This is a genomic window from Arthrobacter terrae (assembly GCF_015708085.1).
Taxonomy (GTDB): domain Bacteria; phylum Actinomycetota; class Actinomycetes; order Actinomycetales; family Micrococcaceae; genus Arthrobacter_M; species Arthrobacter_M terrae.
On record NZ_JADNYM010000003.1, the window covers coordinates 61,873 to 77,764 of the forward strand.

The 15,892-nt window shown below is 58.7% G+C and carries 12 protein-coding genes; 10 read left to right on the forward strand and 2 right to left on the reverse strand.

Going from position 1 to position 15,892, the window contains the following annotated elements; all coding sequences use genetic code 11:
* The first annotated feature begins 62 nt into the window (after nucleotides 1-62).
* On the forward strand, nucleotides 63-2,786 hold the full coding sequence (locus tag IV500_RS02600) for a helix-turn-helix transcriptional regulator (protein WP_196395271.1): 2,724 nt from the start codon (nucleotides 63-65) through the stop codon (nucleotides 2,784-2,786).
* Here the strand turns inward: IV500_RS02600 and IV500_RS02605 are convergent.
* Nucleotides 2,783-2,977 (reverse strand): hypothetical protein, encoded by a 195-nt coding sequence (locus tag IV500_RS02605; RefSeq protein WP_196395272.1) that lies wholly within the window; start codon nucleotides 2,975-2,977, stop codon nucleotides 2,783-2,785. The genes IV500_RS02600 and IV500_RS02605 overlap by 4 nt on opposite strands.
* A gap of 1,501 nt (nucleotides 2,978-4,478) precedes the next feature.
* Between IV500_RS02605 and IV500_RS02610 the strand changes: the two genes are divergently transcribed.
* From IV500_RS02610 to IV500_RS02630, 5 genes are all read left to right on the forward strand, one after another.
* Entirely contained in the window at nucleotides 4,479-6,023 is a 1,545-nt protein-coding gene (locus IV500_RS02610; protein ID WP_196395273.1) for a sugar transferase, read from the forward strand.
* Between the two features lie 64 nt (nucleotides 6,024-6,087).
* Nucleotides 6,088-6,546 carry an FAD synthase family protein gene (locus tag IV500_RS02615; RefSeq protein WP_196395274.1) on the forward strand — a complete coding sequence of 153 codons (459 nt, stop codon included), beginning with the start codon at nucleotides 6,088-6,090 and terminating at the stop codon, nucleotides 6,544-6,546.
* Between the two features lie 116 nt (nucleotides 6,547-6,662).
* Nucleotides 6,663-7,841: a DUF1972 domain-containing protein gene (locus IV500_RS02620; RefSeq protein WP_196395275.1), complete on the forward strand. Its 1,179-nt coding sequence runs from the start codon at nucleotides 6,663-6,665 to the stop codon at nucleotides 7,839-7,841.
* Between the two features lie 76 nt (nucleotides 7,842-7,917).
* Entirely contained in the window at nucleotides 7,918-9,054 is a 1,137-nt protein-coding gene (locus tag IV500_RS02625) for a Gfo/Idh/MocA family protein (RefSeq protein WP_196395276.1), read from the forward strand.
* Between the two features lie 15 nt (nucleotides 9,055-9,069).
* On the forward strand, nucleotides 9,070-9,984 hold the full coding sequence (locus IV500_RS02630) for a hypothetical protein (RefSeq protein WP_196395277.1): 915 nt from the start codon (nucleotides 9,070-9,072) through the stop codon (nucleotides 9,982-9,984).
* Here the strand turns inward: IV500_RS02630 and IV500_RS02635 are convergent.
* A complete protein-coding gene (locus IV500_RS02635; protein ID WP_196395278.1) occupies nucleotides 9,957-11,108 on the reverse strand; it encodes a glycosyltransferase family 4 protein in 1,152 nt (383 codons plus the stop codon). The genes IV500_RS02630 and IV500_RS02635 overlap by 28 nt on opposite strands.
* Here IV500_RS02635 and IV500_RS02640 point away from each other — a divergent pair.
* The 4 genes from IV500_RS02640 to IV500_RS21250 form a co-directional block, all read left to right on the forward strand.
* A complete protein-coding gene (locus tag IV500_RS02640; RefSeq protein ID WP_196395407.1) occupies nucleotides 11,001-11,252 on the forward strand; it encodes a hypothetical protein in 252 nt (83 codons plus the stop codon). The two genes, IV500_RS02635 and IV500_RS02640, sit on opposite strands and share 108 nt — an antisense overlap.
* A 378-nt stretch (nucleotides 11,253-11,630) precedes the next feature.
* Nucleotides 11,631-12,287: a CDP-alcohol phosphatidyltransferase family protein gene (locus IV500_RS02645; RefSeq protein ID WP_230854387.1), complete on the forward strand. Its 657-nt coding sequence runs from the start codon at nucleotides 11,631-11,633 to the stop codon at nucleotides 12,285-12,287.
* Nucleotides 12,284-13,075, forward strand: a complete 792-nt coding sequence (locus IV500_RS02650; RefSeq protein WP_196395279.1) for a hypothetical protein — start codon at nucleotides 12,284-12,286, stop codon at nucleotides 13,073-13,075. Before IV500_RS02645 ends, IV500_RS02650 begins: the two co-directional genes overlap by 4 nt.
* Nucleotides 13,076-13,080: 5 nt before the next feature.
* A partial coding sequence (locus IV500_RS21250; protein ID WP_312875798.1) for a PKD domain-containing protein occupies nucleotides 13,081-15,892 on the forward strand: 2,812 nt, incomplete at its 3' end.

Consider the following 15,892-nt stretch of genomic DNA (forward strand, 5'->3'; position numbering starts at 1 on the left):
TCTACTCGTGTCACGCGGCGAAGAGTTTCGTAAGTTTGGTTTAGCAGGAAAACCAACTGGATATGAAGGTCTCAAAAATGCTGCATTCGGGTATTGCCGTCGTGGGCAATTCAATTTCAAGGGATTCCCTCTTCAGGGTTATTCATCAAAAAATCGAAAGATCATCCTACTGCCGACAGGTGCTCGTCGACGATATCGTGACGGTCCTGAGCGATGGCAGCAAATGCGGGGTGATTCTCGTCGGTGAATACGGAGCCGGAAAATCATTCCTAGCGAAAAAGGCCTTGGCACAGTTGGGTGACAACGCGCAGATTATCCAGATTCGCGGCAATTCGATGGCTGCCGACATCCCATACGGAGCGTTGAGCTCGTTGCTCAACGAGCTGGACGAAGACACGGTCGACAACCCGCTTGCGGTTCTGCGGGGACTGACCGCAATGTTACGCAATAGGGCGCACGGGCGCAGCATCTTCCTGTGCGTGGATAACGTCCAGTACCTGGACGAGCTGACAGCTCTGGTAGTCAGCCAGCTGACCGCAAATGGGACCGTTCGTTTGCTGGCCGCATGTGAGGATTTGACCCGGGTCCCCGGCGGGATCGTTGGGCTGTGGAAGGACGGGCTGGTCCGCAGGGTCGAAGTCCACCCGTTCAACCAGGACGAAACGGCACAATGGCTTGTCAATGCGCTCGACGCCAAGGTCTCGCGGGCGCTTTCCGAGGCGCTGTGGGAAGCAAGCGGCGGGAATCCACGGTTCGCAGAGGTCCTGCTTCCGGAACAAATAGCGCTGCAGACCATCGTGCAGCAGGACGGCATCTGGGTCCTCAGCGGTAAACCCTTCGAATATAGTGCCGCCGTCGCGGATACCGTGATGACCTCGCTCAGCTCCTTTTCAACACAGGAATGTCTGGTGATGGATGTTCTGGCGCTCGCCGGCGGCCTGACGCTGGACCGCCTGCTGGGCATCGGGGATCCGCTGGCCATCAACACACTTCAGCAGCGCGGCTACCTGGACATTACCAGGGGCGAGCCATCCCGGGTCAGAATCGCCAACCGGCTGATCGTCCACATCCTTCGCCGACAAGCGCCGGTTGGAAGAAGCAGGGACCTGTATCGCAGCGTGGCCAGGCTGTTAGCTGGGACGGAAGTGACCGAGGCCGAGGAACTGTCCATGGCGGTGTGGTCTTTGAGCTGTGGACTGGCACTGGCGCCGGAGACGGCATTGCGCGCGGCCCAGCTGGCGAATGCCTCCGGCAACCCCGAGGCTGCCCTAAGTCTTGTCGGTGTACTCCGTGATCGCGGCAATCGGCTGGAGGCATTGGCGCTCGAGGTGCATGCGCTCATAGCGCTCGGCCAAACGGAGGCGGCCCGCAAGGTGATTTCCGCCCCCGATCTGGATGCGGAACATCTACCGCTCGCGCGCTGGGTGGAGCTCCAGCTTCTGCGCGCACGGCTTGCCGGGGCCTCGGACACGCAGCAGGCGGATCCGCAGGCAATCCTCGACGAGGTGGCTACCCGGCTGGGCAGGGAAGGGGAGAGGGAAACCGCAGATGCGCAGGGACTCGTGCGTCTGGACGAGGTACTGGTCCTGGCCCGCGCGGAGCTGGCCATCCACCGGGGACGGTACCTGGAGTTTTCCGCAGAGTTGACCAGAATCCACGTTTCGGGGAGCAGCGCGGACCGACGAGGACATGCGGGAAGGTTGCTCTGCGAGGTGCAGACGCTGACCGGACGCCAGGCCCAAGCGGTCAAGCTCGCCGGTGAAATGACGGCACGCAATGTCGGGGATGATCTCCTGCCGGCACGCTGGGACGTTGCGGACTCGGCGATACTACTGACCATTCTGACCGGTTCTCCAGCCCCGGTACGGACTGTTACGGACATGGCAATGTACTCCTGCACCTTCACAGGTGCCCGCGCTGTGGCGTTTGGCGAACTTGGTGAGGGATTGCTTCTCGCCTATCGTGGCCGCACGCAGCAGGCCCTGGAGCATCTGCTGCCGGCAGCGAGTCAGTTGCACCAACTGGATCCAGACGGAACGGCGGCACTTGCCGGTGCCGCGGCGGCCTACGCCTATGCACTACAGGGTGACAATGACCGCGCCCTGCAGTACCTGAACAACGGAACTTCTTCCAACGTCCGTACCTCGCGGATGCTCGCAAGTGGGTGCGCGTACTTCCAGGTGCTTGCCTCCGCGGAGCTGGCCTCAAAGGACAAGGCCATCGTGCGGCTGTTCAGCCTTGCCGATCAGGAGCGCCGGTGTCAGGCGAGATCTGCGGAACTGATGTTTGTCACTGCGGCGGTCCGTCTTGGCAGTACAGCCGATGCACAACGGCTGATCGACGTGGCAGCGGGTATCGAAGGACCGTTCGCCCTCTTATGCAAGCAATATGGAACAGGGCTGCTGACGCAGGACGCCGCTGTACTGACCTCGGTAGCGGCGGCTGCCTTGCGCAGTGGTGATGACCTCTTCGCCCGTGATGTGGCCCGCTCGGCCCTGAAAATTGCCGTTAACGACGCGGACCGGCGCTACCTGATGAGAGACGCACAACAAATTATCCGCATGAGTCTGGAGAAGCTCGGCGGCATAAAACGGACCAATGAGGATGGCGAGGTCCTGACAGTTCGGGAGCAAGAGGTAGCGGGCTGGGCAGCGGCGGGAGTGAGTAACAGGGCGATTGCGGCGAAGATGCACATTTCCGTGCGGACGGTGGAAGGCCATCTCTACCAGATCTATGCGAAACTGCAAGTCACCTCCAGATCCGAACTCAAGGATACCTTTGCCTAAGCATGAGCGGGCCCGGTGCTGGTATCGGCGGCAACGGCAACAACGAGGGCTAAGGCCGTGTGTCTGGCCGCAACCATACCCAGTGCCGTTAGAGAGAGCCGCGTTTCCGCATTCCAGATCTGTTCCATTGCCTGCCCTACGATGGTGCGCCCGGCGTAGTTGACGATGTCAGCATCTTCCTCGCATGTCATATGGCGAATCCAAATCCCTGAGATTTCCCTGCCCAATCGCAGGGAAACCCTAATTGACCTCGCTTTGCCGGTGGCCACGGGCGGTGTCTGTGTTTCCGACGTCGACCGCGTCCGTACGGAACCGGAGGTCGTCGGTAATATTGCTTCGAATCGGGCGACCAGCCCGCTCTTCACAACCATGGCACAGGACCGGCAAACCGAAGTGATGGGGGGTCAATGCCGCCCGAGCCGCAGTCAGCGCGCGTTTCTGGATACATGTCGAGGGGCATTCCCTGCTGCTCCGGGTCGGTGCGGGACAGTTTGTCACTGACTTTGTCTTGTGCGTCGTTGGGTTTTCCCGTGCTTGAAAGCTCGTCATGGAGTCGGATCCTGATGACGTTCGAGGTGTGGCCTGCGGCGGTATTTGTGCGTTGACTGCCGGCACGGGATGAAGTGGGCATGAGCAAGCTCGATGCCGCCATTGTCGCGTGGATTGTCGCGTTCAACGCTGAGCGCGTGCGTGACCGGGCCATCGTGTTGCTGATGATTCGGTTGGCATAATTTGATCATCAGGATAGGTCGTTAGCCGCCACATCCAAGTCGCGAAGGACTCCGTCGGGCAACTCCCGAAAGGGTTCCCGTCCGGGGGCAAGATCATGATCCGCACGGACTCTGTCGGCGGAACCCACTGGTTCCTGGACTGACTCACTCCCGGCACTGCAATTTCTCCTCCTGCGTCGGATTCCCCATTCACGGCGCGGTAGCCAGCGTCCTCCCCTTGGTTCCACATAATGGGGGACAAAGACCTATGACCGCAATGGATTCGAGCCCGACCGCGCGTGGGTAGCCGATATTACCGGCATGCTGGAGGTGCGAAGTTCTGGCCGATCGGGATGAGGGTCCTTGGCGGGTAAGGAGTTGTAGTGCCATGTGGTCATGCGTGCTGCCGAGGTCATGTCACGGACCGGATGATTGCATTCGCCGGTACCAAGGCCTGGTGCTGGGAACCCACGGAACTCCGGGCCAGGCTGTTCAAAATCGGCGGCAGAATTGCCGGCCATGCCCGTCAGCTGACCTTGCCCTGCCACCCGTCCGCCACTCATTCAGAAATAGCGTTCATGTCTACGGGTAGGGCAGGGACCTGGGGGAGTAGTTCCAGAAAGCACTAAGTAGTCCCTTTCCTTTTCACAAAGCACATACAGAGTATCCGGGCTTTCAGATATCCGTATATTTATTTGATAAGTCGCGTAGGTCCTACTCGTGCACTGCGGGAGCGACGCCCGTAGCGTTGAGGCTACACCTCAATCACCTACCGGGTACGAAGCAGGTCTCGAATTATGTGCTTTTTGTCAACCATCAATTATCTTCCCTCTGCTGCACTGCAGCTTAGCCCGTACTATCAATTGCGGGCCCCACATTCGGGGCCGACGGCGGTGGAGTCTTCTGAGACCAAGACTTCCCCCCAGCCGTCGTCGGTCCCCCTTTTTTCCCTCAAGGCGAGCGATAACTTCAGGCGGACCGCATGAGCCCCCTGGATGACTCGGCAGCCATCGGCGCTGGTCTTGAGCTGGCCGGCACTGCGCGCTATTACCCAGCTAGCCGGTCAGCTCGGGTGCGTCTGGCAGCCGCGCCTGCCAGATCGGGTGAGCAGTGGGCAACGAGATATCATTTGTTGCTGTGCATCAGCGATGCATCGGTCTTGGCAAGCGTTGCTGTGGCTGCACAGATTGGCCGCTTCGGTTTCGGGAGTGCAGACGTAAACGTCGGTAACTTCGGAATTGGATACAGTTTCCTCTCGCTGGGGATAGCTGTGGCATGGATGCTGGCGCTAGGCATTAGCGGCAGCCGGGACGCACGGATAGTCGGTATAGGTTCCGACGAATATAAGCGGGTTATCAGCGCTACGACCAGCCTTCTTGGACTACTGGCTATGACGTTCCTGATACTTAAAGTCGACGTTGCCAGAGGCTATTTCGCTCTCGCTGTGCCGCTTGGCGTAGTCGGTCTCCTAACATCGCGCTGGGCCCTTCGGCGCTGGTTGACGCGTCAAAGAGCCTTCGGCCATTATCTGTCCCGCGTTATCGTGTTGGGACGTCACAAGGACGTCCGTTACGTCATCAACCAAATTCAGAAAAAATCCGGCGCAGCCTATCAGGTTGTCGGCGCAGCGCTGCCGGGCAGCGACGCGCGGCTAAGTGTTGTCGTCGGGTCCACTGCGATACCTGTCGTATCGACCATCGATTCGGTAGTGGCTGCCGTCCGCCGGGTCGAGGCGGATGCCGTGATTGTCGCCGGCCCCCTAAAGCGCGGCAGCGACTATATACAAAAGCTGGGCTGGCGCCTCGAAGAATCCAGAACCGAATTGGTCCTGGCTACAGGTTTGACGAATGTCGCCGGACCGCGGATTCACTCACGACCGGTGGAGGGCTTGCCGTTAATGCATGTGGAGCTTCCGCAGTACGCCGGGGCAAAACATGTCGTCAAGCGTCTGTTGGACGTGGTTCTCTCCGCTATGGCGCTGCTGGTTCTTTCCCCGATTTTCCTGGTACTCGCGGTGCTCATCCGTCGTGACAGTCCAGGGCCCGTGCTTTTCCGCCAAGAACGGATTGGCCGTGCCGGAGAGAAATTCACAATATTCAAATTCCGCTCGATGGTAGTTACAGCTGAGGAGGAATTGGCTGGCTTGCTGGAGCGTAATGAGGGCGCGGGTCTTCTGTTCAAGATGGAGGATGACCCGCGTGTGACAAAGGCAGGTGAATGGCTCCGCAAATATTCTCTGGACGAGCTTCCTCAGTTCTGGAACGTGTTGCGGGGGGACATGAGTCTGGTGGGACCAAGGCCACCCCTGCAGCGCGAGGTTGACGGATACAAGACCCGAGTACATCGTCGCTTGTACATCAAGCCTGGTCTGACAGGCATGTGGCAGATCAACGGCCGGTCGGCTCTGAACTGGCACGACAGCGTGCGGTTGGACCTCTACTACGTGGAGAACTGGTCTCTGGCCGGTGACCTCATCATCCTGTGGCGGACGGCTATCCAAATGATCAAGCCTGTTGGGGCCTACTGATGAAGCATTCAAGTGACGATCCAATTCCAACTGACATCACATCAGGCGATATCAAGGAGTCCCAGTGAGTACGCGAGTAGGCTACGCCGCAGGAGCCTTTGACCTGTTTCACGTCGGTCATCTGAACTTATTGCGGCACGCAAAATCGCACTGCGACTTCCTGATTGCCGGGGTTGTGTCCGACGATCTCCTGATAGCTGCTAAAGGCCGGCCGCCCGTCATTCCACTGGCAGAGCGGCTGGAAATTGTCAGAAGCATTCGGTGTGTTGATGAAGCCATCGCCGAAGTTCTGCCGAGCAAACTCGACACCTGGGAGCAGAATCATTTCGACATCTTCTTCAAGGGGGATGACTGGCGTGGGACGCCGAAGGGTCTGGCGCTGGAGCGCGCTTTCGGCGCTGTTGGGGTGGAAGTCATCTATTTCCCCTACACGGTCCATACATCCAGCACGATATTGCGCAGAACCATTGAAACTATAAATGCGGCCACTGCGTCCCGCCCTGCCTTGGCAAGTCTGCCCTGAACCAGGATTTTAGTCCTTTTGCCGGTCTTAACCGGCTTCGTAAGAGTTGGTCTCGTAAGTAACAAATAAATATGTCTGGGGAAAAAATGGAAGAGCTGGGGTCAAAACAGGGTCCGATGCACCTTGCACTGGTCGGTACACGGGGAGTGCCCGCCCGTTATGGTGGATTTGAAACATGTGTTGAAGAGGTGGGCAAACGCCTGGTGGCACGTGGACACAGAGTATCCGTCTACTGTCGGACCGAAAAGGGGAGCTCTCCCCTTCCGGCAGAATATTTGGGCATGAAGCTCATTCACTTGCCGGCGCCGCGAAAACGCTCACTGGAAACGCTTTGTCACACCGGGCTTTCCATTGGTCATATTCTGGGTCATCGGGTCGACACCGCGATCGTCTTCAACGCTGCCAACGCGCCCTGGCTGCCTTTCCTGAGGGCCGCGCGGATTCCGTTCGCCACTCATGTTGACGGGTTGGAATGGCAACGGGCGCGATGGGGCAAAATGGGCCAAAAGTATTACAGGACCATGGAAGCTCTCTCCGTCCGTCTTTCTGATGCTCTCATCGCGGATGCGGTCGGGATCCAGGACTACTACCGTGAAGAGTTCGACGTCGACACCACATTGCTGACGTACGGCGCGCCGATCCTTGAACCGGGGACCAGCAACAGGATCAACGGGCTTGGTCTGGAGTCCAAGAAGTACCACTTGGTTGTTGCTCGCTTTTTGCCGGAAAATCACGTTCATATGATCGTCGACGGTTACACCAAAAGCGGAGCAAAATACCCCCTCGTTGTTGTAGGCTCGCATCCTTATGCGGAGGAATACACCCGCCAGCTCCATGCGCTGGGAGACCAGCGTGTCCAGTTTATCGGCGGGGTTTGGGACCAGAGTCTGCTTGACGACCTATACGCAAACGCGCTCGTTTACTGGCACGGGCATTCGGTCGGTGGAACAAATCCGAGTCTGTTGCGGGCCATGGGCGCCGGGGCGGCGACCAACGCCTTCGACGTCAGTTTCAATCGCGAGGTATTGGGGGACGCGGGCCGGTACTTTTCCTCGCCGGCCGACGTCCGGGCCTTGGCTGAGCACGCAGAGAGATCCTCCGCCGAAATCGCGGGCAGAGGAATCGCTTCGGTGCAGCGCGCACATCTGTACAGCTGGGATGACATTGCGCTCGGTTACGAGGCACTTTGCCGCCGGCTTATCTCCGGCGAGCAGCGGCGCAGCAGCGGAAAAGGCCGTCGGTTGGGAACGTCCCGGACGCAGTCGTTCGGATATCTGCCCAAGGTCGGTGCATAATGCCCCGGGTCAATGGCTTGCCTATACCGTTTGCTCATCGAAGTAGAACATTTGTCAACAATTCTGGGGGAAAAAAATGGTCCGAGTAGGAGTGGTTGGTGTAGGCAAGATGGGTCTGTCTCATCTTTCAATGCTGCGCGCACACCCGCAAGTTGAGTTAGCTGCTGTGTGTGACTCTGCAAAGTACGTCCTGGACGTACTGGAGAAATACACCAAAATGCGGACCTTTACCGATTACGGACGCATGTTGGATGAGGCAGAGCTCGATGCGGTCGTCATCGCTACACCAACAGGTACACATTTCGCTATGGCGGAGCAGGCAATTAAGCGCGGCTTGCATGTCTTCTGTGAAAAGCCGCTCACGCTGAACATCAAGGACTCGCAAATCCTCGCAGATCTTGCGGAGGAACACGGCGTGATTACGCAGGTGGGATATCATAATCGCTTCGTCGGAGCGTTTGAGGAGGCAAAAACGCTGCTCAACGCAGGTGCCATTGGCAGGGTAACCCACGTCCTGGCGGAATCCTATGGCCCGGTGGTATTGCAACCCAAGGGGACCACATGGCGCAACCGCAGAGACAGTGGTGGCGGGTGCCTATACGACTACGCCGCACACGCCATAGATCTGGTCAACTGGTACTGCGGCACTCCAACACGCGCCGGCGGCACTGTGTTTGGCCATATTTTCTCGGAGCATACTGAAGACGAGGTGTACAGCACACTGTTTTTTGACGACGGAGTTTCCGCACAACTTTCCGTGAACTGGTCGGACGAATCATACCGGAAGATGACGACAAAAATTACCTTATGGGGTACTGGCGGACGGATTACTGTTGATCGTCAGGAATGCCAAGTGTATCTGCGTGAAACAACAGTTATTCCCGCCGGTTACACCCCCGGATGGAACGTTAAATACACCACAGAGCTAACCGAACCGGTGTGGTTTTACCTGCGCGGCGAGGAATACAGTGCCGAGCTGGACCAGTTTGTTCGAAACGCTTCAAAAGGGTCCAGCCGGATTCTGTCTGGACATCGAAACAGCTTTTCCAGCGCGGCAGAGACAGACAAGGTGATTGATCTGCTCATACGTGACGAGGCAGCCGTGCCTGACGTTGCGCTGGCTCCGGAGCTGCAGTTGGCTCCAGAAGGTAAATCTGGCCGTTCATGGCGGGCGTGGACGCCTACTGCCAAGCTTTCGCGCCGTTCCAGCTAACTACAGGAGACCAACATGGACAGATTGATCTTTGGTGACAACCAGTTTTTTGGCGTAAACCATATGTCGGAGGAAAAGGCGCGCTCACAGGCGCTCCGCTTCCAAGAGAACGCAGCCATCATTTCGGTGCTGGATGATGCATATTCGGCTGGCATCCGAACATTCATGTGCACTACCCATGAACGGATGACGCACATCTGTGATCACATTAGAAATGACCCACAACGCTACAAGGGCTTCAAGTTTTATCCGTGCATGCCGTACGCCCATAAATATGCCAATGCAGTAACCGAAGTCGGCATGCTAGGCGCGCTGAAGAAGGTGCTTCCGGACGAGGGAATCCTCAATGCAGTCCTGCGCGGTGGCAAGTCGCTCGCCAGTAAGGACATCGAAGGTATCATCACGTTGCTGGTTGACGCGGAAATGAAAATGTTCCATGAACTCGAAACGCCTGTCATTTTCCTCCAGAACGTTGTTGTAGACCTGCTGCTGGGGCTCGGCTTCGATGAGGCGTTCGGAATCTTTGATCGCCATGTGCGGCAGCGATACGGGGCGGAACCCGGCTTCATCACCATGAATCTGCCGCGGCTGCTGGATACGCTTGACGGAATCGGCCTGGACAACCCGATTGTCTGCTCCAACATCAACAAGATCGGCTTTCGCATGTCCGGTGGGATTGTGGAATATGAGCAGGCATTGCATCAGCGTAAATTCAGGGCTATGGCCATGTCGGTATTCGCTTCCGGTGCTATCGTGCCGCGGGAAGCGCTGGAGTGGGTCCGAGGCCACAAGAACATCGAATCCATTGTGTTCGGCGCCTCTACCGCCGCCCACATTTCATCCACTGTTCAGCTCGTCGACGAGCTGTGGTCAGATGGGAAAGTGGTCCGGTCGGGAGGGCTTCAGCGGGGGAGCGCATTAATAGCCTGATTCACCAGGTGTTGATATTTCAACGGGCTGTGCCGTTGGGAAGCGAGTCGAGCATCGGCGGTAGCCGCGACGCGGTAAAAATCCCAGTTGTTTCCGATGAGTTCGACGGCGTCCGCCATTGCCTCTGCATCGTCCGGCGCTATGAATTGGGGAGACTGGTAGCCGCCAGCGGCCTCCCGGAGACCGGAGGTGTCGCTCACAATCAGAGGTCTTGCCGCGAGCAGTGCCTCAACAGCTGTATTCCCAAACGGCTCGTCGATTCTGGAGGGAACAATGGCCACATCGGTTTTGACCAGGAACGGCCAGACGTCGCTATGGAAACCGTGAAAGGTTACGTGCTGCTGAAGGTCTAATTGGTCCACCAGAGTCCGCAATTTTTGTTCGTACCATTCGTAGCCGGGGTACACGGCTCCAACAATGTCGAGGTGGAGATCGAGACCGCGCTGACGTGCTTTGGACACGGCGACGATGGCTACATCCACTCCCTTGCGGCTGGAGAGCCGGCCGACGTAAAGCAAACGCATTGGTGCTGAGTTGATCAGCCGTGGCTCTGTGAGCTGGGCAGGACCCGGTACGCCGTTGTAAACAACCTCAATCTTTCGGCGCAACCGTGGGATCGCTTCAGTAAGGACGTCGGCGCTGTAGCGGCTGTTGGCGAGGAGGGAATTAGCGAGCAGGAGTGGGGCTGCCAGCGCCAGTTTCAGGACTTTGGAGGCCGACTTTTCAGCCTCATGGACATGGGACAGCACAGGTCTGCCGGTGACCCTCGCGAGCAGGATCCACAAAGGAACAGTAACGGTGTTAACGTATACGACGTCGGGGCGGACTCGTCGGATCAGCTTCAGTCCGTGGACCGAATCTCTCAACGTTTCGGCGGCGAGCCGCACCAGTCCCAACGCATTCACCGAGCTTTTTCGCAGTACAGGTGTCGGACAAATTTGGACGGTTGCCCCGCGTCTTTCCATTTCCTGCACTAAGGGTCCTTGGTCAGGCAGCGTCACTACTACCCTTGAGCCTTGCGAAATCAGGCCCTGCACGGTTTCCAGCAACATCCGGTCAGCTCCATACAATTCCGGATTTGGGTGTGCGACCAGTACAACCGGGAGAGCCGGGCGGTGATCCATAATGGCCTTTCAATAAAAGAACTGCACAAGCGCCAGCGGCTGGCCTGTGTCCTGAAGAACAGCCTAGCTGTGTTCGGCGACTGGCTGGTTACCGCCCGACATCTCGACCGCTGCGCCGATGCTGCCGAACGGTCACACAAGTAGTGCGCTGCCCCCCTGTAGGTAGTAATGGTTCAAAGGCGCTTAGGGCGACCGAGGAGACGGGTAGCGGCTACGCGTGTGTGGGACCGCAGAATCTCCTTTACTGGAAGGAGGTAGGTTTCCGCTGTGCAAAAGGTCACGCAGTCTATTTGTCGTATGTAGCTGGGTCTCACCAGTAATTGAAAATTGAAGGTGTGTGGGGAAATGGATGAGTTTCGAATGCAGCAGGCCACTCTATCGGCAGTTGAGCCGACGGCGGTAAGGCCGGGACGACTCCCAGAGACGTATTTTCAGACTGTTCACCGCCTTGCTGCGGCCCAAAAGAGTGCAGGGATACATGCTCCCGCGTATTCGCGGTTTGTCAACAGAAAATTAGGGCGGTTGCTGGCAGCCGGAGCCTACCGGGCCGGCCTCACCTCGAACGCGGTCACCGGCATTAGTGCATTATTTACATTTTCCGGCATCTTGTTGTTGGTCCTGTTTCCACCGTCGGCTCTGCTGGGCATCATCATCGGCGTACTCCTGGTCCTCGGATACGCTTTCGACTCAGCGGATGGGCAAGTGGCAAGGCTGCGCGGTGGCGGAAGCCCGGCGGGTGAGTGGCTGGACCATATGGCGGATGCGGTCAAGATTTCGGCACTTCCATTGTTCATGGTGGTGGGGTTCTACCGCTTTGATGCTGTTCCCCGACCGTGGCTGCTGGTGCCGTTGGCTGCAACCATTATCGGTGCGGGATTGTTCTTTGGGATGATCCTAACAGAGCAGCTCCGTCGGCAGCTGGGAACAGCCACTCCCGTGGCTGTCAAGGACACTGGTGGTCCGTCCTGGGTCCGGTCGGTCCTGGTGATCCCGATGGACTACGGGGTGTTGTGCCTGTCATTTTTCCTACTCGGCGTCCTGCCGGTATTTGTCGTTGTCTACACCTTCATTACGGCTGCCACAGCAGGATTCTTCCTCCTGGCGGCGGGAAAATGGTTCCGGGAACTTAAGTCGGCCGGCGCGGCGCAGACCGTCTCCTTGAGCGGAGGCGCATTGTGAGTTTCCCAGTCGATCCCGTTGTCCCGGCAACCAGGCGGCACGGACGCAGAGCCGGCATATTGATCCTTGCCGTGCTGCTGATATTGGGGCTGTTGTGGGCGGTCGTGGCAACAACACGTACGGTATCTGCCGATGGCGCCACTGACGGTGATGGGATGGCAGCAGCAGCTTCGTCCGCCTCTGCGACGTCCGATTCGTCTGCCTCTGCGACGTCCGATTCGTCCGCCACCGCGGTGCCGTCGTCGTCCACTCCGCAGGTTCCCGACCCGGCGGCCCAACCCATCGCAACCGAGGCACCCCCCGCGCCTGCTGCAACGGAATCGAGCGCCCCCAACCCGGACAGCGAGGCCCAGTTGGCCGCGACAGACCAACCGGTGGCTGCGCCCGTGAAACTTGATCAAACGGCGACGGTAAAGGACGGTATCACTGCTGAGGTTTCGGGCCTGGAAGCCGTTCAAGGCGAGGCTCGGGGGATCGGTGAGATATCCGGACCTTCCGTTCGATTCACGTTGACAATCCATAACCAGACCAAAGACCCCATTTCCACCAACAGCGTCGTCGTCAACGTGCGGGCCGGCACTGATGACATACCGGCGAACTCGGTGAGCGGACCCGCAGTGGTGGCTCTTCCGGAAAGCATCGCCGCCGGAGAATCGGGTACGGCAACCTATGTATATCTGATCCCAGTGGATCAGCGGAGTGCGGTACGGATCTACTTGAATTATCAGGCTAACTCGCCCATCGCAGCGTTCGAGGGTGCTGCCCCACAGACAGAAGGAAAGCCGTGATTGCTGTGCCGCAATTTCAAGGTGTAGCTGGGCAGTATCGTTTTGCTGCGCTCAAACGGACAGCTCAGACGCTGCTGGCGGCTCTTGTGGCCTTGTCAGTTGCCCTGTCCGTTGCTGTGATAGGTGTTCCGGCAGCGGTGGCAGACACCGCTCCGGTGGACCCGGCAGATCCGGCAACGCCGGTCACCGTGTCGGCAGATGCATTGCCGACAGTGCAGATCGACGGCGTCGTATGGCAGCAGGTAGTGGTGGGAAACACCGTTTATGCAGCCGGAAGCTTCAGCACAGCGCGTCCCGCCGGCGCCGCCCCTGGAACCAACACGGTGGTGCGCAACAACATTTTGGCCTACGACATCCGCACCGGTGCACTCATCGATTCCTTTGCCCCAAGCCTCAACGCGCAGGCCCTCTCCATAGCTGCCTCACCGGACGGCAAGCGTATATATGTTGGCGGAACATTTACCGAGGTTAATGGTGCCAGCGTATGGCGGGTTGCTGCTTTGGATGCCGCCACAGGACGATTACTGACCAATTTCGTTCCCAAGGTGGCTGCATCCGTTCGTGCTATCGTCGCGACCGATGACACCGTTTACATGGGTGGGGCATTCACGGCCGTGGGCGAGGTTCCACGGTCCCGTCTTGCCGCCTTCAACGTCAGCGACGGTTCCCTCAAATCCTGGGCTCCCGAGGCAAACAGCGGCTTGGTCGCGGCACTGGCACTCTCCCCTGACAGGACCAAGATGGTCATCGGCGGTTCCTTTACAATGCTTAACGGCTCGAGTAAGCCCGGCTTCGGGCTCGGTGCCGTGGATGCGGTGACGGGGCAGATGCTGGCGTTGCCAGTCAACGACATCGTACGCAACGCTGATACAGCCAGCGGGTCAGGCTCCATTACCAGCCTGTCCTCCAATGAGACCAATGTTTACGGTTCCGGGTTTACCTTCGGACGCTCGAGCACCTTGGAAGGGATCTTCTCGGTGCGGTGGGCCGATCTGTCCACGGAGTGGATAGAAGATTGCCATGGTGACACGTACTCCGCGTTCCCGATCGGTGACGTTGTCTATGCAGCGGGGCACTCACACTACTGCGGCAACATCGGCGGTTTTCCGCAGGAGGCACCATGGGATTACCACCGCGCCATAGCGTTCAGCAAGAGTGCCACAGGGACAATCACGGATGAGGCGCATGGCTACACAAATTTTCAGGGCAACCCATCGCCGTCCCTGCTAAACTGGTTTCCCTATATTCTGGACGGCACCTATACGGGCCAGCACCAAGGACCTTGGTCCGTCACAGGAAACTCGCAATACGTTGTCATGGGTGGCGAATTTCCCATTGTCAACGGCGCGGCACAGCAGGGATTAGTCCGCTTTGCCGCGAAAGGCCTTGCTCCTAACAAACGAGGTCCGAAGCTCTCGGGATCGCTTTTCAACCCAACACTGACGTCCACCGGCACAGGAACCGTGCGCGTGCGCTGGCAGGCCAACTGGGACGAGGATAATAAGAATCTCACTTACCAGGTTCTGCGGGACACAATCCCGGTCTACACCACCAAGCAGGAATCCACGTTCTGGGATCGCCCTGGCATGACCTTCGTGGACAAGGGCCTGGTGGCCGGCCGGCAGTATGGTTACCGTATTTCGGCTACGGACCCGATGGGCAACGTCGTCAAGTCAGACACAGTGACGGTCACCGCTGCCAGCACAAACCCCGTGATCAGCACGTACCAAAAGACCGTTCAGGCGGACTCCCCGGCGAATTACTGGCGGCTCGGTGAAGGAACCGGCCCTACCGGCTTCGACGCGGTGGGCCCGGACGATGTTACGGGGCTCGCAGGAGTCAGCTTCGCCGTGGGCGGAGCCCTAGGTGGCGACACGGACACGGCTGTCAGGCTTAACGGAACGACGAGCGGAATCATCTCTGACCCGACCCTGGCAAAACGACCCAACACCTTCAGTACGGAGGCGTGGATCCGCACCACGACGACGGTCGGCGGAGGAATCATCGGCTTCGGAAATGCGGCGAAGACGCCGTCAGACGATGTCGACCGACAAGTATATATGGACAATCGAGGCCGGATCCTGTTCGGCGTCGCACCCAAGGGGGTCAAGCGCACCATAATTAGCACGGCATCGTACAACGACGGCAACTGGCACCATATTGTTGCTACCCTCGGCGCCAATGGTATGACGTTGTACATAGACGGGGCTGCTATCAGCAGCCGCGCTGACACCACGGCAGGCGAGTCTTTCGATGGCTACTGGAGAGTAGGCGGGGACAATCTCAGCGGCTGGTCGTCGCGGCCGTCAAGCCGCTATTTTCTGGGTGACGTTGATGAGGTAGCCATCTACCCGACGGCGTTGACCAGCGAAGCGGTGGCGCGGCATTACGCCGTAGGTGTATCGGGCCAGGCGCAGAATGTTCCGCCGGTGGCGGCGTTCACTGCTTCGGTGGCCGGGTTGGGTGTCTCGGTTGATGGGTCGGGGTCTTCGGATTCGGATGGGACACTGGCGTCGTATGCGTGGGACTTTGGCGACGGTGGGACGGGGACCGGTGCTACGGCTACGCATACGTATGCTCAGGCCGGGACTTTCCCGGTGAAGCTGACGGTGACGGACAATGCCGGCGCCACGAACACGGTCAGCCACGATGTGACTGCCGTGCAGCCGCCGGCGAATGTTCCGCCGGTGGCGGCGTTCACTGCTTCGGTGGCCGGGTTGGGTGTCTCGGTTGATGGGTCGGGGTCTTCGGATTCGGATGGGACGCTGGCGTCGTATGCGTGGGACTTTGGCGACGGTGGGACGGGGTCCGGTGCTA

Coding starts and splice junctions, on each gene's coding strand:
- IV500_RS02600 (WP_196395271.1), top strand. CDS start 63: ATGAAGGTCTCAAAAATGCTGCATTCGGGTATTGCCGTCGTGGGCAAT.
- IV500_RS02605 (WP_196395272.1), bottom strand. CDS start 2,977: ATGACATGCGAGGAAGATGCTGACATCGTCAACTACGCCGGGCGCACC.
- IV500_RS02610 (WP_196395273.1), top strand. CDS start 4,479: ATGAGCCCCCTGGATGACTCGGCAGCCATCGGCGCTGGTCTTGAGCTG.
- IV500_RS02620 (WP_196395275.1), top strand. CDS start 6,663: ATGCACCTTGCACTGGTCGGTACACGGGGAGTGCCCGCCCGTTATGGT.
- IV500_RS02625 (WP_196395276.1), top strand. CDS start 7,918: ATGGTCCGAGTAGGAGTGGTTGGTGTAGGCAAGATGGGTCTGTCTCAT.
- IV500_RS02630 (WP_196395277.1), top strand. CDS start 9,070: ATGGACAGATTGATCTTTGGTGACAACCAGTTTTTTGGCGTAAACCAT.
- IV500_RS02635 (WP_196395278.1), bottom strand. CDS start 11,108: ATGGATCACCGCCCGGCTCTCCCGGTTGTACTGGTCGCACACCCAAAT.